Raw genomic sequence first — 21,184 nt, 5'->3', positions numbered from 1 at the left:
GCCTACCTCGTTGCGGTCACCGCTCCACCACTCCTACAGTGTTGGATGGAACCCAACACTGTAGGAGAGCGAGGAGAGCCATGAGCGACGGAGAAGGCCATCCACGCCGGTGGGCGATCCTGGTGGCGCTGTGTGCCGCCCTGCTCGTGATCGTCATCGACAACACCGTCCTCCACGTCGCGGTGCCGGCCATCGGCGATACCTTCGACGCCTCGACGGACCAGCTCCAGGCGGTGATCGACGCCTATGTCGTGGTCTTCGCCGGGCTCCTCATCACCGCGGGGGTGCTCTCCGACCGCTACGGCAGGCGGCGCGCCCTCGTCGTGGGGCTGCTGGTCTTCGGGGCGGCGTCGGCGCTGGCAGCGGCGGCCCCGTCGGTGTGGTGGCTGATCGCGACGCGGGCGCTCATGGGGGTGGGCGCGGCGCTGGTGATGCCCGCGACGCTCGCGGTGCTCGTCGTGGTCTTCCCCGAGCGGGAGCGCCCGCGGGCCTTCGCGGTGTGGAGCGCGGTCGCCTCCGTCGGCATGGCTGCGGGGCCCCTGCTCGGCGGCGCCCTGGTGGACGCGTGGAGTTGGGCGGGGGTCTTCCTGATCAACGTCCCCGTGGTGGCGGTGGCCCTGTTCGGGGTCGTACGGCTGGTGCCCGAGACCCGGGCGGCCGACGCCCGTGGACTGGATCCGTACGGCACCGTCCTGGTCACCGCGGGCATGACCGGTCTGGTGTGGGCCCTGATCGAGGCCCCGGCGTACGGGTGCACCGCGCCCGCGGTGGTGGCCGGAGCGGCGGTGGCGGTGTTGGCACTGGTCGGCTTCGGCGTACGGCAGCGCCGCTCCGCGACGCCGATGGTCGATCTGCGGCTCTACCGCGACCGGAGGTTCTCCGGGGCGGGCTTCGCGGTGGCGGTGATGACGCTCGCCACCGGCAGCACCCTCTTCGTACTGAGCCAGTATCTGCAACTGGTGCTCGGCTACAGCGCGTTCGAGACCGGGCTCGCCGCGGTGCCGCTGGCGGCGGGGGTCGTCGCGGGCTCGGTGGTGGGCGGCCGGGCTCCGGCCGGATTCGGGGCGCGGGCCTGCATCGTCGCCGGATTCACCGTTACCGCGGCCGGGTTCGCGGTGCTGGCCTCGCTCTCCGAGAGCGGCGGCTCCGCCGCGGTGTCCATCGGGTTGGGGCTGGCGGGCCTCGGATCCGGTATCGCGGGGCCCTCGGCGACCAGCACGGTGCTGGGGGCGGTGCCGCCGGAACGGGCCGGTATGGGCTCCGCGCTCAACGACACCCACCAGCAACTCGGCATCGCGCTGGGTGTGGCCGGGCTGGGCAGCCTGCTCGCCACCGTCTACCGGAGCGGGCTGCCGGACGGTCTGCCCGAGGACGCGATGTCCTCGCTCGGCGCCACACTGGACCACGCCCGGGACCGAGCGGACGGCGGGGACGGCGGGGACGGCGGGGCACTGGCCGAGGCGGCCCGCTCGGCCTTCACCGACGCCCAGTCCGTCACGATGAGCGTCGGCGTGGCGGCCGCCCTGATCGGCGCGGCCGTGGCACTGCTCGTTCTGCCGGGGCGCACCGCCCGGACGGTGGCATCACCCGGGCCGGAGTCCGTGGAGGTGGCGCAGCCGGGGTCACAACGGGGCGCGGAGTGAGGAGCGGCCCTTCCGCCAGGTGTCCAGAACCTCGTCGGCGAAGCGGTCTTCCAGGAACACGGTGGCATCGACGCCGAACGCCACATCCGCGGCGAGCGCGGGTTCGCGCTTCAGGAGGTCGTCGATCACGCCATGGCGTACGACCTGCTCGTGTACGGCGTCGGCCTCCACGTGCTCGGTGTAGAAGAACACCGCCGCCTCGCCCGCGCCCAGCCGGCGCAGTGCCTGGGCCAGCCGGTCGGAGGCGGGTGAGGAGGTGATCTCGACGGTGGCGAAGTGGCCCACCAGGGCGCCGCGGAGCGCTCTGTGCAGGCCCAGCAGCGACATCATGTTGACCACCGCCAGCATCCGCGCCGACGTGGCGTCCAGATAGTGGTTGTACGCCGGGTCCAGACCCAGGTCGGCCATCAGGGCGGCGAACAGCTCCGCGTGCACCCGGTCCCCGTGTCCGGCCCCGAACTCGTCGTACTCCACGGCCGCCATCGCCGCCTTGGCCCGGCCCCGCAGCCGTGGCAGGACCCACACATGCGGGTCGGCCTCCTTGAGCTGGTAGAGCGACCGATGCGCGATGTACTCACGCATCTGCCACAGCTCACCCTCGTCCCGGAGAAAGTGCGACACGCCCGTCCCATCGGCGGGCTCCACCAGCAGCGCGGACACGGCGGCGTCCGGGTCGTCGTGCGTGGTGGCGTCGGAGCGCAGCGCGTCCAGGAAGCGCCGCTCCAGCGCCTGCCGCATCCGGAGCAGCCCGGGGTCCCACTCCCATGCGTCGTCCACACCGGAGAAGCCCTGGTAGTGGAGTTCGTAGCACACATAGAGCGCGAGCTGTGAATCGTCGCCGTACGGATCGGCCTCCCGGAGCGACCTGTCGCCGGGCAGTGTCGCCCCGCCGGGCTCGCGTACGAGGGCGTCGAGGAGCGCGGCGGACACCTCGCCCCGTGCCGTGGGCAGGGGCATCGGCAGGGTCGTCGCCGCGGGATGCGTTTCGCTCACCGTTCGTTCCGCTCCGTCCGCCGCTGTCGTGGTGGGCCTCGGTTTCGCCTTCGGGGGCCGGGTTCCCCCTACCACCTGCCGCAATCGCGGCGTGTACGACGTCACCGGACCATGCCGCCCGCTCGGTCCGCGCCTCGCCTCGACGGGTGTTCCGTGGTCGTGGATCCGGTTGCCATGGGATTTCACGGGTACTCCGCTACTCCGCACTGATCCATTGACGTCGCCGGCCCCCGGGGGAAGGTGTCCGGTGAGCGTGCGCCCACTATGCGGAGGCCGTCGCTGATGAAGATCCTCGCAGTGCTGTACCCGGGAGAACGGGCGGAGGAGGAACACCCGGAGGTGCTCGCCACGGCGGAGAACGTCCTGGGCCTGCGCCCCTTCCTGGCGGAACGGGGGCACGAGATCGTCGGTACCTCCGACACCGGCGAGGAGGCGGACGCCCAGCTCGCCGACGCCGAGGTGCTCATCACCACACCCTTCTGGCCGCTCTACCTCGATGAGAAGCGCATGGAGCGGGCCAGGAAGCTCAAGCTGGTCATCACCGCCGGTGTCGGTTCCGACCACATCGACATGGAGGCGGCCGGGCGGCGCGGCATCCGGGTCACCGAGGTGACCGACAGCAACGTGGTCAGCGTCGCCGAGCACAACGTGATGCAGATCCTCGCGCTGGTGCGCAATCTGATCCCCGGGTACCAGCAGGCCGTGGCGGGCCGCTGGGACGTGGCGGAGGTCTCCCGGGACGCACACGACCTGGAGGGCAAGACCGTCGGGCTGGTCGGGCTCGGCGCGATCGGCGCGCGTACCGCGCTGCGCCTCAAGGGGTTCGACGTACGGATGCTGTACTACGCCAACCACCGGCGCTCCCCGGCCGAGGAGACCACACTGGGCGTCAAGTACGCGCGGCTGGACGATCTCGTCGCCGAGTCCGATGTGATCTGCCTGGCGCTGCCGCTGATGGCGGGCAGCAAGGCGCTCTTCGACCGGGAGCGGCTGAACGCCATGAAACCCGGCAGCTGGCTGGTGAACACCGCCCGAGGCGCCATCGTGGACACCGACGCCCTGGTGGCGGCGCTCGAGAGCGGCCATCTGGCCGGGTACGCGGGCGACACGTGGTATCCCGAGCCCGCTCCGGCCGACCACCCGTGGCGGACCATGCCCCGGCATGCGATGACCATCCACTGCTCGGGCATGACGATCGAGGCGCAGCGGCGCATCGCCGCCGGTGTCGAGGAGATCCTCCGCGCCCACCTGGAGGACCAGCCACTCCCCTCCGACTACGTCCTGGTCGACCCCGCCTCGAGCTGACCCGTGCCTTTACAGCCGTTACATCGGTTGCCGTTACATCGGTCCGCTACGTCGGTCGGCGCCCGGGCGTCAGTCGGCCCCGGTCCCCTCGACCAGGACCCGTACGGTGTCCAGCCCGGGGTCGGCCGGGTCGGGGAGGTTCATCCCTGCCCTCAGCCCTGAGCGCAGATAGTCCAGGACCGGCGGCTTCAGCACCTCGCCGGGCAGCACGGCCGGGATGCCCGGCGGGTAGGGGGTGATCATCTCGGCCGCCACCCGTCCGGACGCACGGGCCACGGGCACGTCCTCCACCGCGCCGAAGTAGGCGTCCCGCGGCAGGCAGGACTGCTCCATCCGCAACTCGTCCGGCGTCGGTACGGCCACCTCGGTGGCGGACCGCAGATCCTCCGCGTGGTGGGCCAGCCCGCGCAGCGCCGTCAGCAGCGCACCGGTCGTCGAGGGGCCGTCGGCGTGGGTGAGCTGGGTGCTGATCCGCCGGTGGTCGGCCAGATGGGCGTTGACGTCGTGCTGGTCCCGGAGCCAGTCGGCCGCCCGGTAGCCACTCACCCCGAGGCCGGTGAGGTCGATGACGACCGGAAACGGATCGAAGTCACTGCCCAGGCCGGGGCCCACGTAGTCCGCGGGCCCGTCCACATGCAGTCCGTCGATGGCCGCGATCTCGTCGCGCACCGCATGCGCCCGGCGCAGCGCCGCGCCGAGCAGCTTCTCGCCGTGCAGCGTCATCTGCCGACGCCACCCGTCCATCCCCGCGTAGAGGAGTACGGACGGACTCGTGGTGCCGAGCAGATCGGCCCGGGACTTCAGGACGGCCGGCTCGATCAGGTCGCCCTGGAGATGGAACACCGAGCCCTGCTCCAGGCCGCTGCCCATCTTGTGGATGCTGGTCACGCAGACATCGGCACCCGCGTCCATGGCCCAGCTCGGCAGCTGGGAGCAGAACGGCAGATGCGCTCCCCACGCCTCGTCGACGATCAGCGGGCGGCCACGGCGATGGCAGACCTCGGCGATCCCCGCCAGGTCGGCGCAGGATCCGTACGGAGTGGGGCTGGTCACCAGGGCGCCCCTGGCCTCCGGGTGCTCATCGAATGCCCGCTCGAAGGACGCGGCCGACGGCGGATGCGCTATATGGCGGGCACCGTCCCATTCGGGGTCCACCCAGACCGGCCGGACACCGGAGATGATCAGGCCGGACACCACCGATTTATGCGCGTCCCGGCCCACCAGCAGCGTCTCGTGCGGGCCGGCCACCGCCAGCATCGCCGCCTTGACGGAGAGCGAGCTGCCGCAGGTCGAGAAGAAGGTGTGCTCGGCGCGCACCGCGTCCGCCATCAGCTCCTCCGCGCGCTCCAGCACACGGCCCGACCCCAGCCGGTCGTCGAGGCCGCCGAAGGCCAGGAGGTCGGCGCGGAACACCTCGTCCCCCAGGACCTTGTCGACCTCCGGGTCGGCGCCCCTGCCCTGCTTGTGAACGGGAGGGCTTCACGTTCGTGGTAGCGGGCCAGGGCCTCCAGAACCGGAGCCTGCGTGTGATCCATGGCGGACGAGTCCCCCTCCACCTGCGGAGAAAACCCGTTGCTCAGCGCTCCCTGCGCGAGCGGTGGAAAAGCCACGCCGCGGGTACGAACCAGCAGATCACGAACCAGAGCAGGGCCGCGGCGGCCAGCCAGAACGCGGTGACATCGGCCACGACGACACGCAGGATCAGCAGCAGCGCCGACGCCACCGTGCACAGCAACAGCACCAACCCGGCCACGGTGAAGCGGGCGGCCCAGTCCACCGTTTCCGGCTTCAGCCGGCGTCCGGTCACGATCCGGTGCAAGGAGACGGGTGCGATCAACGCGCCGGTGGCCGCCGCCCCCAGAAGGACGGTCACGACGTAGATGGCCCGGTCCACCTGGCCCAGGTCGTGGAAGCGCGGGGTGAAGGCGACCGTGAGCAGGAACGCGAACAGAATCTGCACGCCCGTCTGCGTCACCCTCACCTCTTGGAGCAGCTCGGCCCACTTGCGGTCGGCCCGCTCCTCGCGGGTCTCCACACGGCCGGACCGGGCCTCGGGACCGCCGTTTCTCCGCGCTTCGTGGTCGTCGTGCATCAGCGTGGCCTCCTTCGTGTCCACCCCCGTGTTCCCAGCCACTCCGACAAGCGAACATCACCCGCGATCAGCGGCGCGAGCGCGGCCGATCCATGCATCACCCAGGCCGTCTAGGGCACTCGGCCCCCAGTCAGTGGAAAGGAGAGAGACACCATGACCCACACCGCCGAGACCGGCGAGGCCACCGGCACGAAGGACAAGGACTACAACCTCGTCTGGTACGTCGAGGCATGCCTGAGCAACGCGCTGCGCATGGAGACCTACATCCAGGACGCGGAGCGGGACAAGGACACCGAGGTCGCGGAGCTGTTCCGCAAGGCCCAGGCGGACAGCCGCAAGGGAGCCGAGCTGGGCAAGCAGCTCCTGAAGGCACGCTTCGGCAGCTGATCCGCTGATGGAAAGATCTACGACGGCCCCCGAGGGCTTGACCCTCGGGGGCCGTGGCATGCCCGTGACGGGGGCGGCCGGTGGCGTTCGCCCCGGCTCGCCTCAGGTCACCCCAGCCAGCCTCACGTCACCCCAGCACTGCGATCGCGAACGCGACGCAGAAGGTCACGAACAACGCCACAAAGAGCCAAATGACGATCGTGGGGCCCTTCGACCAGCCCTTCGTGGGGTTGTACGTCTCGCGGGGGCCCGCTTCCGAGAGGCCGCCCTCGGCCGGTGGGGTCTCGCCCGGGGGCACGCCCACGCTCGGCCGAAGTCCGGGAGATCCGGGAGATCCGGGGGCCGCAGAAGTTCCGGGAGTCACAGGACTTCCGGTAGGCCCGGGAGTGCGGTCCGGGTGTGGGTTCTGCTGGTCCATGTCCGATGCGCTCCTTTCCGCCTGCGGCGCGCCGGCTCCCCCGGTCCGCCACCCCGTTCGAGGCGCCGTCCCCGGTGGACTCTTCCCACCATACGGCGGAAGAGCGACCGGGCACGGCCCGGCGTTCGCGGCACACCGTGAGCGTCACCGTCGCCCGGCGTTCGAGGCGGTGTCGGTGTGGAACACCAGCCGTCCGTCCGCGACCTCGACCCGGGCCCGTTCGCCGGATGAGATCTCGCCGTCCAGCAGCAGTCGCGACAGACGGTTGTCCACCTCCCGCTGGATGGTGCGGCGCAGCGGCCGGGCGCCGTAAGCCGGTTCATGGCCGCGCCGCGCGATCCACTCGACGGCCTCCGGGGCGAACTCCACGGTGACGTCCTGGGCGTGCAGCCGACGGCGGGTCTCCTCCAGCAGCAGCTCGGTGATCTGGCGCAGATGCTCGTCCGTGAGCTGCCGGAAGACCACGATCTCGTCGACGCGGTTGAGGAACTCGGGCCGGAAGTGCTCGCGCAGCGGTCGCAGGACGCGCTCGCGCCGGGCCTGCTCGTCCGACTCGGCGTCCGCGGTCCCGAAGCCGAGGGCGCCACGCCCGCCGATGGCCTCGGAGCCGAGGTTGCTGGTCATCACGACGACCGTGTTGCGGAAGTCCACCGTACGGCCGTGGGCGTCGGTGAGCCGGCCGTCGTCGAGCACCTGGAGCAGGGTGTTGAACACGTCCGGATGCGCCTTCTCGATCTCGTCGAACAGCAGCAGCGCGTAGGGGCGGCGGCGCACCGCCTCGGTGAGCTGACCGGCCTCCTCATGGCCGACGTACCCGGGCGGGGCGCCGACCAGCCGGCTGACGGTGTGCCGCTCCTGGTACTCGCTCATGTCCAGCCGGACCATCAGGTCCTCGCTGCCGAACAGCGCCTCGGCCAGCGCCCGCGCGAGTTCGGTCTTGCCGACGCCGGTCGGGCCGAGGAAGAGGAAGCTGCCGATGGGACGGCCGGGGTCGGCCAGACCGGCCCGGGAGCGCAGCACCGCCTCGGCGACGGCGCCCACGGCCTCGTCCTGCCCGATGACCCGCTCGGACAGGTGTTCCTCCAGGCCGAGCAGGCGGGCCTTCTCCTCCTGGGTGAGGCTGCTGACCGGGATCCCGGTCTGGCGGGAGACCACCTCGGCGATGTTCTCGGCGGTGACCTCCAGGCCCTGCCCGTCGTCGGGCTCGGTGCCGCCGTCGGCCTCGATCCGGCGGTTCAACTCGCCGATGCGGTCGCGCAGTTCGGTGGCCCGCTCGTACTCCTCCGCGGCCACCGCCTGGTCCTTGTCCCGGGTCAGCTGCTCGACCTCGCGCTCCAGGGCGCGGGTGTCGGTGCCCTTGGTACGCGAGCGCAACCGCACCCGGGCGCCGGCCTGGTCCACCAGGTCGATGGCCTTGTCGGGCAGGAACCGGTCGGTGAGGTAGCGGTCGGAGAGCTCCACGGCGGCGAGCAGCGCCTCATCGGTGAAGCGGACCTGGTGATGGGCCTCGTAGCGGTCGCGCAGGCCGCGCAGGATCTCCACCGCGTCGGCGGCGGACGGCTCCGGGACCAGGACGGGCTGGAAGCGCCGGGCCAGCGCCGCGTCCTTCTCGATGTGGCGGCGGTACTCCTCCAGTGTGGTGGCGCCGATGACGTGGAGTTCGCCACGGGCCAGGGCGGGCTTGAGCATGTTGCCCGCGTCCATGGACCCACCCTCGGTGCCGCTCGACCCCGCGCCGACCACGGTGTGCAACTCGTCGATGAAGACGATCAGCTCCTCGGAGTGGGCGCGGACCTCGTCGATGATGCCGCTCAGCCGCTCCTCGAAGTCGCCGCGGTAGCGGGTACCGGCGACGACCGCGGACATGTCCAGGGCGACCACCCGGCGGCCCAGGAGGATGTCGGGGACGTCTCCCTCGGCCACGCGCTGGGCGAGCCCTTCGACGATGGCGGTCTTGCCGACACCGGCGTCGCCGATCAGTACGGGGTTGTTCTTGCCCCGGCGGGACAGCACCTCGACGGTCTGCTCGATCTCCTGCTCACGGCCGATGACCGGGTCGATCCGCCCAGCGTGGGCGAGGTCGGTCAGATCGCGGCTGAACTTGTCGAGGGTGGGCGTGTTCTGCCGTCGGCCCGGCTGCTGACCGGCCGCCCTGCCGACCGACGGCTGGCCCGGTGCGCTCTGTGGTCCGCCCCGGCCCGCGGCGGCGTCGAAGGGCAGGGAGTTGAGGATGCGGCCGGCCGTGGAGTCGTGGTTGGCGGCCAGCGCCCCGAGCACATGCTCGGGGCCGATGTAGGAGGCGCCGTTCGTACGGGCCAGTTCATGTGCGTCCAGCAGGGCGCGCTTGACCGCGGGGGTGACGGACAGCTGGGTGCGCCGCGGCCCCTCGCCGCTCATCCGGTCGATCTCCGCGGCCAGCGCGTCGGTGTCGGCGCCCGCCCCCGCCAGCAGCCCCCGGGTCGGCTCGGTGGCCAGCGCCGCACGCAGCAGATGCTTGGTGTCCAGGTCGGCACTGCCGTGCTCGGCGGCGTAGGTGGCCGCGTCGGCGACGAGTTGCCGGGCGGGGTCGCTCATCAGGCGGCCGATGTCGATATGGCGGAGGCCGGGGCGCGGTCCGCCGCCGAGGAATCGCGCCATGAATTCCTCGAACGGGTCTGGACCGAAGTCCCCCGGACCCATGAAACCGCTGCTCATGGCCTTCCGTTCCGCGGTCCCGGCCAGGTGTCCGGACCGGGCCCGCTCTCTTGAGAGGCTTGATCCTTTCCGGGCGCGGGTGCCCGAGAGGCACCCGTCTTACACCTGCGGTCGCGGGGACGCGGGTGCCGCGGTCCCGGAGACGCGGGTGCCACGGTCCCGGAGACGCGGGTGCCACGGTCCCGGAGACGCGGGTGCCGCGGTCGCCGGGACGCGGTTGGCCACGGCACCCGACGCCACCGACATACAGCCGGTCATCGATGGGCAACACTCCGTCACCGGCAATCTCGCGGTGCGGCGCCCGCCTTCTTGGGAGAGCCTGTAGGCGGGGAGCGTGCCCGGCAGTCGCGCCGCACATCCGGACATCCGGGGTGACACCTGCACCTAGCGAGGAAGGCGGGCCGTGATGAGCGCTTCGGATACGCACGCCATGAGGCGGGGCCAGGTCGAACCGGCCCCACCCACGGCGATCAAGCTGAACATCAACGACCAGGAGCGGCAGCTCGAGGTGGATCCGCGGACCTCGCTGCTCGACGCGCTGCGTGAACATCTGCGCCTGAGCGGAACCAAGAAGGGATGTGATCACGGGCAGTGCGGCGCCTGTACGGTGCTGATCAACGGTCGGCGCGTCCTCTCCTGCCTGACACTCGCCGTGATGCACGAGGACGACGAGATCATGACGATCGAGGGCCTGGGCGATCCCGACCATCTGCACCCCGTGCAACGGGCCTTCGTCGAGTGCGACGGCTTCCAGTGCGGCTACTGCACCCCCGGCCAGATCTGTTCGGCCGTCGGCATGCTCGCCGAGGCGAAGGCGGGCTGGCCCAGCCATGTCACCACCGATGTGTCCTCGCCCCGGGTCGCGTTGACCGATGACGAGATCCGCGAGCGGATGAGCGGCAACATCTGCCGGTGCGCCGCCTATCCGAACATCGTCGCGGCCATCCGCGACAGCGCGGAGGGAGGCGCCACATGAAGTCCTTCACCTACGAGCGGGCGACGGACACCCGGGCCGCCGTCGCCGCGGCGGCCCGGCCGGGCGCGAAGTTCATCAGCGGCGGCACCAATCTGCTCGACCTGATGAAGCTCGACATCGAATACCCCAGCCACCTGGTGGACATCAGCCGGCTTCCGCTGCGGGACATCGAGGAGCTGCCGGACGGTGGACTGCGTATCGGCGCCCAGGCGCGGAACTCCGATGTGGCGGCCGATCCCCACGTGCGCACCCGCTATCCGGTGCTGTCCGAGGCGCTGGTGTCGGGCGCCTCGGGCCAGCTGCGCAACAAGGCGTCCACCGGGGGAAACCTGGTGCAGCGCACCCGCTGTCCCTACTTCTACGACACGGCCGCGGACTGCAACAAGCGCGACCCCGGATCGGGGTGCGCGGCGATCGGCGGATTCAACCGGATCCACGCGATCCTCGGTGCGAGCGAGTCCTGCATCGCCACCCACCCCTCGGACATGGCCGTCGCGATGACCGCGCTCGACGCCGAGATCGAGCTGCTCCGGGCCGATGGATCGGTGCGCGGTGTCGCCATCACGGACTTCTACCGGCTGCCGGGCGATACGCCGCACATCGAGAACGTACTGGGTGAAGACGAGATGATCACGGCTGTGCTGCTGCCGCCGCCCCTGCCGGGCCGGCAGGTCTACCGCAAGGTGCGGGACCGGGCGTCGTACGAGTTCGCGCTGGTCTCGGTGGCCGCCGTCGTCTCGGTCGACCGGGGAACGATCCGCGAGGCCCGGGTGGCGTTCGGTGGTGTGGCGCACAAGCCGTGGCGGTCCGTCGAGGCGGAGGACACGCTGACCGACCGTCCGGCCACGATGGACACCTATCGCGCCGCCGCCGAGGCGGCGCTGCGCGGCGCGGTCGGGCGGGGTGACAACGACTTCAAGATCGAGCTGGCCAAGCGCACGCTCTGCCGCACGCTGGCGCAAGCGGCCGGGGCGAGCTGAGGAGGCGAGATGATCGGGCAAGCTGTGGACCGCGTCGACGGCCCGCTGAAGGCGACCGGCCGGGCCACCTACGCCTACGAACACTGGGAGGCCGGTCAACCGCTCTACGGCTTCATCGTCGGCGCGACGATCGGCAAGGGCCGCATCACCCGCATCGACACCGAGGACGCGCAGGGCGCGCCCGGTGTCCAGCTGGTGATGACCTACCTCAACGCCCCGGCGCAGGGCCCCCGCGACGAGTCCATCCCCTTCGAATACTGGCGCGCCCAGCCGGTGCTGACCGGTCCGGACGTCCACTTCTACGGCGAGCCGGTGGCACTGGTCGTCGCCGAGACCTTCGAACAGGCCCGGGACGCGGCCGACCTGGTCGAGGTCGAATACCGAGCCGGGCGGGGCCGGTTCGACTTCGGCGAGTTCGAGGACGACACCTACATCCCGAAGACGGTCAACGCCGGTCTCCCCACCGACACCGCGGTCGGAGATTTCGACGCCGGTTTCGCCGGTGCGGAGGTCAAGGTCGACGAGCAGTACACGACGCCGTACGAGTTCTCGCTGCCGATCGAACCGAACGCCTCCATGGTGGCGCCGCGCGGCGAGGACCTGGTCGTCTACGTCAGCTGCCAGATCACCGACGCGGCGCGGGACTCGGTCGCGAGCACACTGATGATGGACCCGGAGCGGGTGCACATCGTCACCCCCTTCGTCGGCGGCGGCTTCGGTTCCAAGCTGGGCATCCACTCCGAGACGATCCTGGCGGCGCTCGCCGCCCGCACGCTGGGCCGGCCGGTCAAGCTCACGCTGACCCGGCAGCAGGTCTTCCAGCTCGTGGGCATGCGCCCCACATCGAACCAGCGGGTCCGGCTGGGCGCGGGGCGCGACGGACAGCTGGCCGCGATCGCCCACGACGTCACCATGCACACCAACCCCGACGTCGAGTACGCCGAGCAGACCGCCGCCACCGTCCGCAGCCTCTACGCCGCGCCCCACCGGCTGACCAGCCACCGGCTGACGGCGCTCGACCTGCCGCGTGGGACGGACGTCCGCGCGCCGGGCGAGGCGCCGGGCATGCTCTCGGTCGAGTCGGCGATGGACGAGCTGGCCGATGCGCTCGGGATGGACCCGGTCGAGCTGCGGATCCGCAACGAACCCACCGTCGATCCCGAACGGAACGTGCCGTACAGCGACCGGCACCTGGTGGAGTGCCTGCGCGAGGGCGCGCGCCGGTTCGGCTGGGAGAACCGCCCGGCCACGCCCGCGAGTGTGCGCGAGGGACGGTGGCTGATCGGCTACGGCATGTCGGCCGCCATCCGGGGACACTTCCAGGGGCCGACGACGGTGCGGGTGCGGTTGGAGCCGGACGGCACCGCCGTCATCCAGACGGACATGACCGACATCGGCACGGGCACCTACACCATCCTCACCCAGGTCGGGGCCGAGGGACTCGGACTCCCGCTGGAACGGGTGCGGATCGACCTCGGACGCTCGGATCATCCCTCCAGCTGGGGGTCCGGCGGCTCGTGGGGCGCCACCAATTCGTCCACTGCGGTGCACCGGGCGTGCGCGGCCCTGCGTACGAAGCTGCTGGAGGCGGCGTGCGGCGACACACGCTCCCCGCTGCACGGCCAGGATCCGGCGGATGCCGTGTTCTCCGACGGCAACGTGGCCATCGGCGGAGCGTCCGAGGCGCTGCGCGAGATCGTCGCGCGCCACCATCCCGGCGGTGTGGAGGCGGAGGGCAAGACCCGCTTCATGGGCGACGATCCGAACTACTCCGACTACTCGATCAACACCTACGGGGCCCATTTCGCCGAAGTGGGCGTCGACGCGGACACCGCCGAGATCCGTCTGCGGCGGATGCTCAGCGTGTTCTCGGTGGGGCGTGTGTTCAACCCGAAGACGGCCCGCTCGCAGCTGATCGGCGGCATGATCTGGGGCGTCGGCGCGGCCCTCGAGGAAGAGGCCGTCGTCGATCCGCGCTCCGGCGCCTTCGTCAACCGGGACTTCGCGGGGTATCTGGTGCCGGTCCACGGCGACATCCCCGCCGACATCGACGCCGTCGTCCTCGAGGGGTACGACGACAAGGCCAATGACCTCGGTGCGAAGGGCCTCGGTGAAGTGGGCATCTGCGGATCCGGCGCGGCGGTGGCCAACGCGGTGTTCAATGCCACGGGGGTGCGGGTGCGGGACTTCCCCATCACGATCGAGAAGCTGTTGCCCGGACTGCCGGCCATGGTCTGACTCTCTGGGCACAGCCCGTTCACCGCGCGGTGGGGGCGTAGCGTCGTCCCGTGACGATCACCGACGAGACGCTCATACGGCTGCGGAGCACGGCTGCCGCGGGCGATGCCCGAGCCGCGCTGCGGCTGGGGCGGTTGCTGAGCCTGACGGCAGCGGACCCGGCCGAGCCCGGGGACGGCGAACCGACCTGGCCCGAAGAGCCCTGGCTGCGCGCCGCCGTGGCGGCACACCCCGGTGATGTCGCGGCTCTGACCCTGCTGACCGGGCGCCTTGCCCAGCAGATCTCCTACTGGGAGGCGTGTCTGGACATGAACCCCGACGTGATGAAGTGGTACGGGGAGGACGAGAGCACCGTCGAGCGGCGGCACATCGAGGCGGCGAAGCTGTACGCCCGGATACGCGCGGCCGGCCCCGACCGCCACACGGACGCCGGGCTGGACGAGTTGGCCGTGCTCCTCGGGATCGGTGACAAGCCCGCGGCGGAGGACACGTACAGCTTCTATGTCATGGAGGACGAGGCATGGAGCGGCTCCGTGCGGCACGGCGCGACCATCGTCGCGTCCGACGCCGCCGAGATCCGCTGGGCGAGCGACAAGTGGTTCACGCTGGCCGAGGGTGGCATCGGTGGCGAGCCCACCCTGACCGCCTATGTGGACGGCGCGGAGGTGGGCTCGGTCGACCTCGGCCCGCACCTCGCGGACGGTGGCGTGGACTGGAACGCCGTCGCCGTGCCCGAACTCTCCGGTCTCCGGCTGCCCGCGGGGCTGCCGGTCCCGGGCCGCGGGCTTCATTATGGCTTCGCCGGGGGAGCCGAGTAGTGAGTCGAGTAGTGAGCCGGTGAGGCGGGGGGAGAGAGACCTTACCGTGACGGCCTACGGTGGCCGCCTCGGTCAGCCCGTGTGGGCCTCCGCATCAGGCGCCTCGTGCCGCCGGGACTTGGGCGGTACGCAGAACCACGCGAGACCCGCGGCGGTCAGATAGGCGAGGGCGCCGATGGCCATGCTGGTGCGCAGCCCCTCGCCGTAGTCGGTGGCCGTGGCGAGCAGGGTGCCGCCGAGCGCCACGCCGGTGGCGCTGCCGAGCTGGCGGGTGGTGTTGAACAGGGCGGAGGCGGTTCCCGAGTACGCCGGGGGCGCGGCGCCCATGACGGTGGAGGCGGAGCCGGTGAGTGCGAAGGAGGTGCCGAATCCCGCTGCCATCATCGGGACCACCAGCAGCGGATAGGCGGGCTCGGCTCCCGCCGCGACCCAGCCCGCCAGCCCCAGGGCCGCCAGCAGCATGCCGGTGCACACCAGCGGACGGTCGCCGGTCGTGCGGGCCAGCCGCCCGGAGAGGATGGACGCGAACATGGTCATCGCGACCGCGGGGAAGAGCGCGAGGCCGGTGACGAGGGCGCTGTAGCCGCGCTGGTGCTGGAAGTCCAGGCTGGCGGTGAACACCATGCCGTAGAAGCCGAAATTGAACAGCAGGCCGATGACGGCTCCGCCGCCCAGCGCACGGGAGCGCAGCAGGCTCGTCGGCAGGGCGGGGAAGCGGGCCAGTCGCTCGCGTAACACGAACGCCGTGGCGGCCAGTACGGACAGGCCCACACCGGCGAGGACGGCCGGATCGGACCATCCGCGCCGCCCCGCCTCGTTGAGCGCGGCGGTCAGCAGGGCCACCGCCGCCATGACCGCGCACTGCGCCGGCCAGTCGAGCGGCCGGGTGGTGAGCCGGTCGGAGGGGGCCACGCGACGGAGCGTCAGGACCAGACAGACGACGCCGACGGGCAGATTGATGAGGAACACCCACCGCCAGCCCACGGTGGACACCAGCAGCCCGCCCAGCAGCGGTCCCGCCGAAGCCGCGATCCCCGCGACGGAGCCCCACACCCCGAAGGCCCGCGAGCGGGCGGCCGTAGCCGGATACGCCTGCTGGAGCAGGGCCAGCGAGCCGGGCACGATCAGCGCCGCGCCGAGGCCCTCCACCACCCGCGCGGCGACGAGGAAGGGGGCACTCGGCGCGAAGGCGCACGCGGCCGAGGACACGGTGAACACCACCACGCCGGTGCAGAAGATCCGGCGGTTTCCCAGCCTGTCCCCCAGCGCACCGCCGCTCAGCAGGAACCCGGCGAAGACCAGGGTGTATCCGTCGGTGATCCACTGGATGCCGGTGAGCGAGGCCGACAGCTCCCGCCCGATCACGGGCACGGCCACGTTGATGACCGTGACGTCCAGGATGACCATGAAGTACCCGGCACACACGGCCAGCAGCGGCACCAGGGACCCCATGCCGGACACGAAGGCCACGTCCCGACTCCATCCCGCTCACGAAGGGCTACAACAAAAGGCACAATAAGGGATGAATGATCCACGGGACGGCAAGGAATACTGGGCACATGGCCCACGCGCGCGAGGATCCGCGGTCCGTCCCCACCGAACTGCGGCCCTATCTGGAAGAACTCGTCCGTCGCACCCGCACGGTGTGCGGGCCCCATCTGGTGAGTGTCCTCGCGGTCGGTTCCCTCGCGCTCGGGGACTACCGACATGGGCGCAGCGACGTCGATGTGACGGTGGTCGTCGAGCCGTCGCTGCCCGGATCGGCCCCGCACGACCTGGCCGGGACCCTCGCCCACCCGCGTCTGCCCTGCCCGGCGGCGGGGCTGGAACTGGTGGTCTACGGAACGGATTTCGTCGGCCGTCCCTCCGGTGCGGCCGGGTACCTCCTGGACCTCAACACCGGCCCGCTGCTGCCGGACCGGGCCGACTTCGACGCGGCGCGGTCCCCGGCGTTCTGGTACGTCATCGACCGCTCCGTCGCCCACCAGACCGGGCTGACGCTCTTCGGCCGCCCGGCCCGGGAGGTGATCGCCGCACCGGACCGCCCGGATCTGCTCACCGCGATCCGGGCTTCCGTCCGTGAGCACAGCGACGGCGAAGGTCACCTCGCGGACAACCGGGTGCTCAACGGCTGCCGCTCGGTGGTGTTCTGCCGTACCGGCCGCTGGATGGCCAAGCGCGTGGCGGCGCGGGAAGTCGCCCTGGCCGAGGGGGAGTTCCGGCCGCTCATCGAGGCCGCGGTGCGCAGCTTCGAGCGTCCTCGCTCCTCCGCGCTCCCGCTGCCCACCGCGGAGGTGCGGGCCTTCCTGGCCTGGGTACGCGAACGGGTCGATCAGACCGCCCGGGCGGCCGGGGCCTGAGCGGAGTCCGCGGCCTTCGGCCACCGCGGAGCCCGGCCATGGGCCCGCGCCCCGCGCTCAGGGTCGCAGCAGGATGCGGATCGGATTGCCCTCCCGCTCACGCAGCCGGCGGATGCCCTCGTCGACCTGCTCCAGGGGCAGGACCGCGCTGACCGACCCGGAGATGTCCAGACGGCCCCGGGCGGTGAGCTCGACCAGGTCCTCCAGATGCTCCATGCGGTACCCGGTGTGTCCGATCACCGTATGGCGGTTGCGGACGAAGTGGAGCTCCGGGCCCACGGCCAGCGGATCGGGCGAGATCCCGACGAGCACCAGGCGGCCCCGGTGGCCGAGGGCACGCTCCGCCTGGGTGAAGGAGGGCGTACGGCCGACGCAGTCGAAGGCGACGTCCAGGCCCTTGCCGCCCGTGATCTCCTTCAGCCTGGCCTTGGTGTCACCGTCCGTCGGGTCGAGCGCGAAGTCGGCGCCGAGGGCGAGGGCGCGCTCGCGCGCGGCGGGGAGGGGGTCGAGGGCGACGATCGGGGAGGCTCCGCAGACGCGGGTGAGCTGCACGAGGTGGGTGCCCAGACCGCCCAGCCCCCAGATGCCCACGGATTCGGCCGACCGGAGCTGGGCGGTGTCGATGGCGCCGTACGGGGTGGAGACGGCGTCGGCGAGCACGGCGGCGTGTTCCAGGGGTACGGAGTCGGGCACGGCGATGAGCGTGGTGGCATCGGTCAGGACGTACTCGGCCCAGGCCCCGTCGTAGTGGAAGGCCATCACCTGGAGGTTCTCGCAGGTGTTCGTGCCACCGCCGAACCGGCAGGCGGGACACGTACCGCACGCCTTCCCCGCGCCCAGGACCACCCGGTCCCCCGCCTTCCAGTGCCCGACGCCGTCGCCGACCGCCGCCACCACGCCCGATGCCTCGTGCCCGGGGGTGACCACCGGCAGCCGGGGCGGGATATGGCCGTCGAGCTGGCTCAGGTCCGACTGGCAGATGCCGCACGCGGCCACCTTGACCACGACCTCGCCCGCTCCTGGCCGGGGCACGGGCACATCCTCGACCTTCAACGTGCCCGCTGCCGTGTCGAACCGCGCGGCGCGCATCGTGGCGGGGAGGTCGTCCGCCGCCGCGCCTGCCGTTGAGTCCGTGCCGGTGCGTATCGGTTGTGCGTCCAAGGTCATCCGTGGTTCCTTTCACGTGCTTGGCCGGTTGGCGACGCGCCGATCACCGCGCGGGGTCGGGAACGGCGAGTGATCATGATGCCGCACGCAGTCTGCCGTACGCCCCGCGCGCCAACTACCGGGTCAGCGACGCGCGTCGCGCAGCAGCGTGTCGACGACGCGGTCGGCGAAGGTGGCGAGCTCCCGCGCGTCCTGCCGCCCGAAGCTGGAGGTCCACAGCGCGAAACGGCCGAAGAGGGCGGACCACAGGAGCATCGCGGTCTGTTCGGCACCGTCCGGCCGGCGCAGCCCTTCCGCTTCGCAGTTCTGGATGGCGTCGACCCACTGCCGCCACAGCAGCCGGGCCGGGTGGCTCTGGCCGGGTTCGCCGAAGCTGGACGAGTTATGACCGAACATCAGCCGGATGACACCGCGCTCGGTGCGGGCGAAGGTGCAGAAGGCGTTCGCCTGGGCGCGCAGCCGTTCACCGGCGTCGGCTCCCCGGGCGGCCGCCTCGGCGTCGGCGTCGCGCATGGCCGCGACGACACGTTGGTAGCCGTCCTCGGCGACGGCACGGGCGAGCTGGTCCTTGTCGGCGAAGTGCAGATACATGCTCTGTGCGGCGATGCCGACCTCGCGTGCCACCTCCCGGAGGGACACCGGCAGCGGGTTTTCGGTGAGCTTCTGGTCGAGGAGCCGCGCCACGGCGGCCAGGATCTCCGTACGGAGCCGGTCCCCCTGGCCACGGGGATTGCGCCTACGTGTGGTGTCGGTGGCGGTGTCCTCGTTCATGCCTCACATTCTGCGGTACGCCGATGTCCGGGCCCGGAGGGCCGGTGATCCAGCGCGCTTCCGCACGCCGCTCACCAGGTGACCGGAAGGGACGTGAGGCCATAGACGATGGAGTTCCTCTTGAAGGGCAGCTCGTCCTCGGCGATGGCGAGCCGCAGCCCGGGGATCCGTTCGAAGAGCCGTGGCCAGGCGACCTGCATCTCCACCCGCGCCAGGTTCTGGCCCAGGCACTGGTGGGAGCCGAATCCGAACGCCACGTGGCGGCGGGCGTTGCGTCCGATGTCGAGCGTGTCCGCGAGGCTCTCACCCTCATTGGCGCCGAAGGCGCGGGGGTCCCGGTTTCCCGCGATCAGCGAGACGATGACTCCCTCCCCCTCGCGGACGAGCTGCCCGCCCACCTCGACGTCCTCGAGGGCCACCCGCCGCGGATCGGTGGAGACGATGCTCCAGTAGCGCAGCATCTCCTCCGCGGCGCTCGGCGCCAACTCGGGGCGGTCCCGCAGCCGGTCCCGCTGCTCGGGGTTGACCAGGAGCGCCACCGTGCCGAGGCCCAGCATATTGGCGGTGGTCTCATGCCCGGCGCCGACCAGGATCCCGACCAGGACGGGCAACATTTCGGGCGCGAACCCGTCCGGCCCGGTGTGATGCGCCAGCAACCGGCTGATCATGTCGTCCGAGGGCTCACGACGCTTACGCTCCACGAGGGCCTCGTAGTACGCGAACGCCTCCCGCTGCGTACGGGCGCGCTCCTCGTGGCTGACGTCCAGGTCCGTCCCGGCATTGGCGTGGCGCTCGAAGAGGGCGTGGTCCTCGTAAGGGACCCCGAGGATGAGGCAGATGGCCCGGGAGGGCAGGGGCAGCGCGAAGTCCTGGATGAAGTCGACCGGACCGCCCTTGGCGAGCATGGCGTCGATCAGTTCATCCGTGATCCGCAGCAGCCGCTCGCGCATCGCCTGGGTGCGCCTGACGCTGAACTCCTTGGTGAGCATCTGCCGAAGCCGGGCATGCTCGGGGTCGTCCAGCCGCAGAAACAGACCTCCCTCGTGTTCGGGCTGGTTGGAGTGAACCAGCGGGAAGTCCGGGTTGCGTACGTCGGCGCTGAAGGACGGGGAGGAGAGGACGGCCCGGATGTCCGCGTGCCGCGTGGCCAGCCAATGCGTGGAGCCGTCCCAGATGGTGACCTTGTGCAGCCCACCCGCCTCCCGGAAGGCGGTGTGCTGCTCAGGCGCGCTGAACGGACAGCTACGCGGGGCGGGGAAGAACGGTGCTTCCTCGGCGGAAGCGGTCCCGGATGCGGTGGTGGTCGTCATCTCGCCTTCCTCGGTTGAGGGGTTGAGGCCCGCCTCAGTTGAGAAGTGGGCCCCGGCGGCACCTCAATGCCACTCCCCCGCTCCGGGCCTGCACTGCCTCTTGGATAACCTGACACGCGTCACCTTATGAGCGTCACCTTACCGGCACAAGGGGACGGCGCGGATCGCGAGGACGAGGCGGAGGATGAGGTTCGCGGCACCGGAGGCCGCCGCGACACATACCGAGTTGAAGATGTCGGGCACCCAGTTGCGTCCGGCCGACGATACGTCGGAGTGGGCTCGGCGAGAGGCCCCAGACCCTGCTCAGCGGTGGGATCAGCCCCACGTGGCATTCACACGGATGTACCATCCAGCACCAACGTGCAATGGCCCAGATGAGGGAGCTCGTAGTGGACACTCCTGCCGAGAGCGCCAACTTGAAGTCCCAGTACGCGGCTCAGGTCGCGGCCGACCTGGAACGCAACTCCGCCGAGCACGAACGTCTCAGCTCCGAAATCGCCGCGCTGCAAGAGCAGTTGACGGTGCTGGAGGAGAACCGGGCGCTGCTGCTCAGCATGCGGCAGACCCTGGGTGACGACGACACCGGTGGCGCCACGGAGAACGGTGGCGTCAGTGGCTCCGGGGATGGTTCCTCCGCGCGACGAGAGGTCGCGGCGCTGTCCGCCACGCGCAAGGCGAGGAAGAAGGCCAACGCGGCCGGTGGCAAGCGGAAGGGGGCGGAGTCGGGCGGAAGTCGTCCGCGTCGTCAGCGGGTGCGGGAAACGGGGGTGCCCACGCTTCGGGAGCTTGTGAGCAATGACCTCGCCCAGCATGGTGAGCCCCGTTCGGCGGCTGAGGTGACCGCCGCGCTGAGCAAGGCTCTTCCGGAGCGTGAGATCAAGCCCACGGTCGTGCGCGGCACTCTCGAATCGCTTGTCGCCAAGGGGCAAGCACACCGCACCAAGCAGAAGAAGTCGGTCTTCTATTCGGCGGCCACCACGGACGCGGCCGCCGATGCGGGCGAGCCCAGCGAGGCGCGGGCCTCCTGAGGCG

17 protein-coding genes and 1 pseudogene are annotated in these 21,184 nt (G+C 71.2%); 9 read left to right on the top strand and 9 right to left on the bottom strand.

What is annotated here, in order from left to right:
• Window positions 1-80 precede the first annotated feature (80 nt).
• Window positions 81-1,643: an MFS transporter gene (locus tag ABD329_RS03040; RefSeq protein ID WP_344315897.1), complete on the top strand. Its 1,563-nt coding sequence runs from the start codon at window positions 81-83 to the stop codon at window positions 1,641-1,643.
• On the opposite strand, the gene ABD329_RS03035 is transcribed toward ABD329_RS03040, so the two are convergent.
• Window positions 1,623-2,600, bottom strand: a complete 978-nt coding sequence (locus ABD329_RS03035) for an iron-containing redox enzyme family protein (protein ID WP_344315958.1) — start codon at window positions 2,598-2,600, stop codon at window positions 1,623-1,625. The genes ABD329_RS03040 and ABD329_RS03035 overlap by 21 nt on opposite strands.
• A 318-nt stretch (window positions 2,601-2,918) precedes the next feature.
• On the opposite strand from ABD329_RS03035, the gene ABD329_RS03030 reads away from it, so the two are divergent.
• The gene (locus tag ABD329_RS03030; RefSeq protein WP_344315896.1) at window positions 2,919-3,941 is read left to right on the top strand and encodes an NAD-dependent formate dehydrogenase; all 1,023 of its coding nucleotides are present in this window, start codon (window positions 2,919-2,921) and stop codon (window positions 3,939-3,941) included.
• Window positions 3,942-4,010: 69 nt separating this feature from the next.
• On the opposite strand, the pseudogene ABD329_RS03025 reads toward ABD329_RS03030, so the two are convergent.
• Window positions 4,011-5,476, bottom strand: a pseudogene (locus ABD329_RS03025) (aminotransferase class I/II-fold pyridoxal phosphate-dependent enzyme).
• Window positions 5,477-5,517: 41 nt separating this feature from the next.
• Window positions 5,518-6,033 (bottom strand): DUF6328 family protein, encoded by a 516-nt coding sequence (locus ABD329_RS03020; RefSeq protein WP_344315957.1) that lies wholly within the window; start codon window positions 6,031-6,033, stop codon window positions 5,518-5,520.
• A 153-nt stretch (window positions 6,034-6,186) separates the two neighbouring features.
• On the opposite strand from ABD329_RS03020, the gene ABD329_RS03015 reads away from it, so the two are divergent.
• Window positions 6,187-6,420, top strand: a complete 234-nt coding sequence (locus tag ABD329_RS03015; protein WP_344315895.1) for a hypothetical protein — start codon at window positions 6,187-6,189, stop codon at window positions 6,418-6,420.
• A gap of 127 nt (window positions 6,421-6,547) precedes the next feature.
• Here the strand turns inward: ABD329_RS03015 and ABD329_RS48140 are convergent, their stop codons facing one another.
• Window positions 6,548-6,724: a DUF6480 family protein gene (locus ABD329_RS48140; RefSeq protein ID WP_425574275.1), complete on the bottom strand. Its 177-nt coding sequence runs from the start codon at window positions 6,722-6,724 to the stop codon at window positions 6,548-6,550.
• A 258-nt stretch (window positions 6,725-6,982) separates the two neighbouring features.
• Window positions 6,983-9,532 (bottom strand): ATP-dependent Clp protease ATP-binding subunit, encoded by a 2,550-nt coding sequence (locus ABD329_RS03005; RefSeq protein WP_344315892.1) that lies wholly within the window; start codon window positions 9,530-9,532, stop codon window positions 6,983-6,985.
• Window positions 9,533-9,938: 406 nt separating this feature from the next.
• Here ABD329_RS03005 and ABD329_RS03000 point away from each other — a divergent pair, with 406 nt between their 5' ends.
• Genes ABD329_RS03000 through ABD329_RS02985 form a run of 4 tightly spaced genes read left to right on the top strand, consistent with a single transcriptional unit; the run spans window position 9,939 to window position 14,544 of the window.
• The gene (locus ABD329_RS03000; protein ID WP_344315891.1) at window positions 9,939-10,508 is read left to right on the top strand and encodes a 2Fe-2S iron-sulfur cluster-binding protein; all 570 of its coding nucleotides are present in this window, start codon (window positions 9,939-9,941) and stop codon (window positions 10,506-10,508) included.
• Entirely contained in the window at window positions 10,505-11,488 is a 984-nt protein-coding gene (locus ABD329_RS02995) for an FAD binding domain-containing protein (protein ID WP_344315890.1), read from the top strand. The genes ABD329_RS03000 and ABD329_RS02995 overlap by 4 nt, the downstream gene beginning before the upstream one ends.
• 9 nt (window positions 11,489-11,497) lie before the next feature.
• The gene (locus ABD329_RS02990) at window positions 11,498-13,726 is read left to right on the top strand and encodes a molybdopterin cofactor-binding domain-containing protein (protein ID WP_344315889.1); all 2,229 of its coding nucleotides are present in this window, start codon (window positions 11,498-11,500) and stop codon (window positions 13,724-13,726) included.
• 50 nt (window positions 13,727-13,776) lie between these two features.
• A complete protein-coding gene (locus ABD329_RS02985; protein ID WP_344315888.1) occupies window positions 13,777-14,544 on the top strand; it encodes a hypothetical protein in 768 nt (255 codons plus the stop codon).
• A gap of 72 nt (window positions 14,545-14,616) precedes the next feature.
• On the opposite strand, the gene ABD329_RS02980 is transcribed toward ABD329_RS02985, so the two are convergent.
• Window positions 14,617-15,996, bottom strand: a complete 1,380-nt coding sequence (locus ABD329_RS02980) for an MFS transporter (RefSeq protein ID WP_344315956.1) — start codon at window positions 15,994-15,996, stop codon at window positions 14,617-14,619.
• A gap of 107 nt (window positions 15,997-16,103) precedes the next feature.
• Here ABD329_RS02980 and ABD329_RS02975 point away from each other — a divergent pair, with 107 nt between their 5' ends.
• Window positions 16,104-16,904, top strand: a complete 801-nt coding sequence (locus tag ABD329_RS02975; RefSeq protein WP_344315887.1) for an aminoglycoside adenylyltransferase domain-containing protein — start codon at window positions 16,104-16,106, stop codon at window positions 16,902-16,904.
• A gap of 57 nt (window positions 16,905-16,961) precedes the next feature.
• On the opposite strand, the gene ABD329_RS02970 is transcribed toward ABD329_RS02975, so the two are convergent.
• The 3 genes from ABD329_RS02970 to ABD329_RS02960 all read right to left on the bottom strand — a co-directional run bounded on the left by ABD329_RS02970 (window position 16,962) and on the right by ABD329_RS02960 (window position 20,152).
• The gene (locus ABD329_RS02970) at window positions 16,962-18,071 is read right to left on the bottom strand and encodes a zinc-binding dehydrogenase (protein ID WP_344315886.1); all 1,110 of its coding nucleotides are present in this window, start codon (window positions 18,069-18,071) and stop codon (window positions 16,962-16,964) included.
• A 123-nt stretch (window positions 18,072-18,194) separates the two neighbouring features.
• Complete coding sequence (locus tag ABD329_RS02965) at window positions 18,195-18,842, bottom strand: TetR/AcrR family transcriptional regulator (RefSeq protein ID WP_344315885.1); 648 nt, start codon at window positions 18,840-18,842, stop codon at window positions 18,195-18,197.
• 71 nt (window positions 18,843-18,913) lie between these two features.
• Window positions 18,914-20,152 (bottom strand): cytochrome P450, encoded by a 1,239-nt coding sequence (locus ABD329_RS02960; protein WP_344315884.1) that lies wholly within the window; start codon window positions 20,150-20,152, stop codon window positions 18,914-18,916.
• Window positions 20,153-20,526: 374 nt separating this feature from the next.
• Here ABD329_RS02960 and ABD329_RS02955 point away from each other — a divergent pair, with 374 nt between their 5' ends.
• Complete coding sequence (locus ABD329_RS02955; protein WP_344315883.1) at window positions 20,527-21,180, top strand: hypothetical protein; 654 nt, start codon at window positions 20,527-20,529, stop codon at window positions 21,178-21,180.
• The last annotated feature ends 4 nt before the right edge of the window (window positions 21,181-21,184 follow it).

Origin of the sequence: Streptomyces javensis (assembly GCF_039525925.1) — a bacterium.
Lineage (GTDB): Bacteria > Actinomycetota > Actinomycetes > Streptomycetales > Streptomycetaceae > Streptomyces > Streptomyces asiaticus.
Note: the sequence above shows the minus strand (reverse complement) of the source record. Positions and strands in the feature narration are given on the sequence as shown.

What these genes read in the sequence shown, in the direction of transcription:
- ABD329_RS02995 (WP_344315890.1), top strand. Translation starts at nt 10,505, where the DNA reads ATGAAGTCCTTCACCTACGAGCGGGCGACGGACACCCGGGCCGCCGTC.
- ABD329_RS03000 (WP_344315891.1), top strand. Translation starts at nt 9,939, where the DNA reads ATGAGCGCTTCGGATACGCACGCCATGAGGCGGGGCCAGGTCGAACCG.
- ABD329_RS02960 (WP_344315884.1), bottom strand. Translation starts at nt 20,152, where the DNA reads ATGACGACCACCACCGCATCCGGGACCGCTTCCGCCGAGGAAGCACCG.
- ABD329_RS02990 (WP_344315889.1), top strand. Translation starts at nt 11,498, where the DNA reads ATGATCGGGCAAGCTGTGGACCGCGTCGACGGCCCGCTGAAGGCGACC.
- ABD329_RS02970 (WP_344315886.1), bottom strand. Translation starts at nt 18,071, where the DNA reads ATGACCTTGGACGCACAACCGATACGCACCGGCACGGACTCAACGGCA.
- ABD329_RS02955 (WP_344315883.1), top strand. Translation starts at nt 20,527, where the DNA reads ATGAGGGAGCTCGTAGTGGACACTCCTGCCGAGAGCGCCAACTTGAAG.
- ABD329_RS03030 (WP_344315896.1), top strand. Translation starts at nt 2,919, where the DNA reads ATGAAGATCCTCGCAGTGCTGTACCCGGGAGAACGGGCGGAGGAGGAA.
- ABD329_RS03005 (WP_344315892.1), bottom strand. Translation starts at nt 9,532, where the DNA reads ATGAGCAGCGGTTTCATGGGTCCGGGGGACTTCGGTCCAGACCCGTTC.
- ABD329_RS02965 (WP_344315885.1), bottom strand. Translation starts at nt 18,842, where the DNA reads ATGAACGAGGACACCGCCACCGACACCACACGTAGGCGCAATCCCCGT.
- ABD329_RS03040 (WP_344315897.1), top strand. Translation starts at nt 81, where the DNA reads ATGAGCGACGGAGAAGGCCATCCACGCCGGTGGGCGATCCTGGTGGCG.
- ABD329_RS03035 (WP_344315958.1), bottom strand. Translation starts at nt 2,600, where the DNA reads ATGCCCCTGCCCACGGCACGGGGCGAGGTGTCCGCCGCGCTCCTCGAC.
- ABD329_RS03015 (WP_344315895.1), top strand. Translation starts at nt 6,187, where the DNA reads ATGACCCACACCGCCGAGACCGGCGAGGCCACCGGCACGAAGGACAAG.
- ABD329_RS02975 (WP_344315887.1), top strand. Translation starts at nt 16,104, where the DNA reads ATGGCCCACGCGCGCGAGGATCCGCGGTCCGTCCCCACCGAACTGCGG.
- ABD329_RS02980 (WP_344315956.1), bottom strand. Translation starts at nt 15,996, where the DNA reads ATGGGGTCCCTGGTGCCGCTGCTGGCCGTGTGTGCCGGGTACTTCATG.
- ABD329_RS03020 (WP_344315957.1), bottom strand. Translation starts at nt 6,033, where the DNA reads ATGCACGACGACCACGAAGCGCGGAGAAACGGCGGTCCCGAGGCCCGG.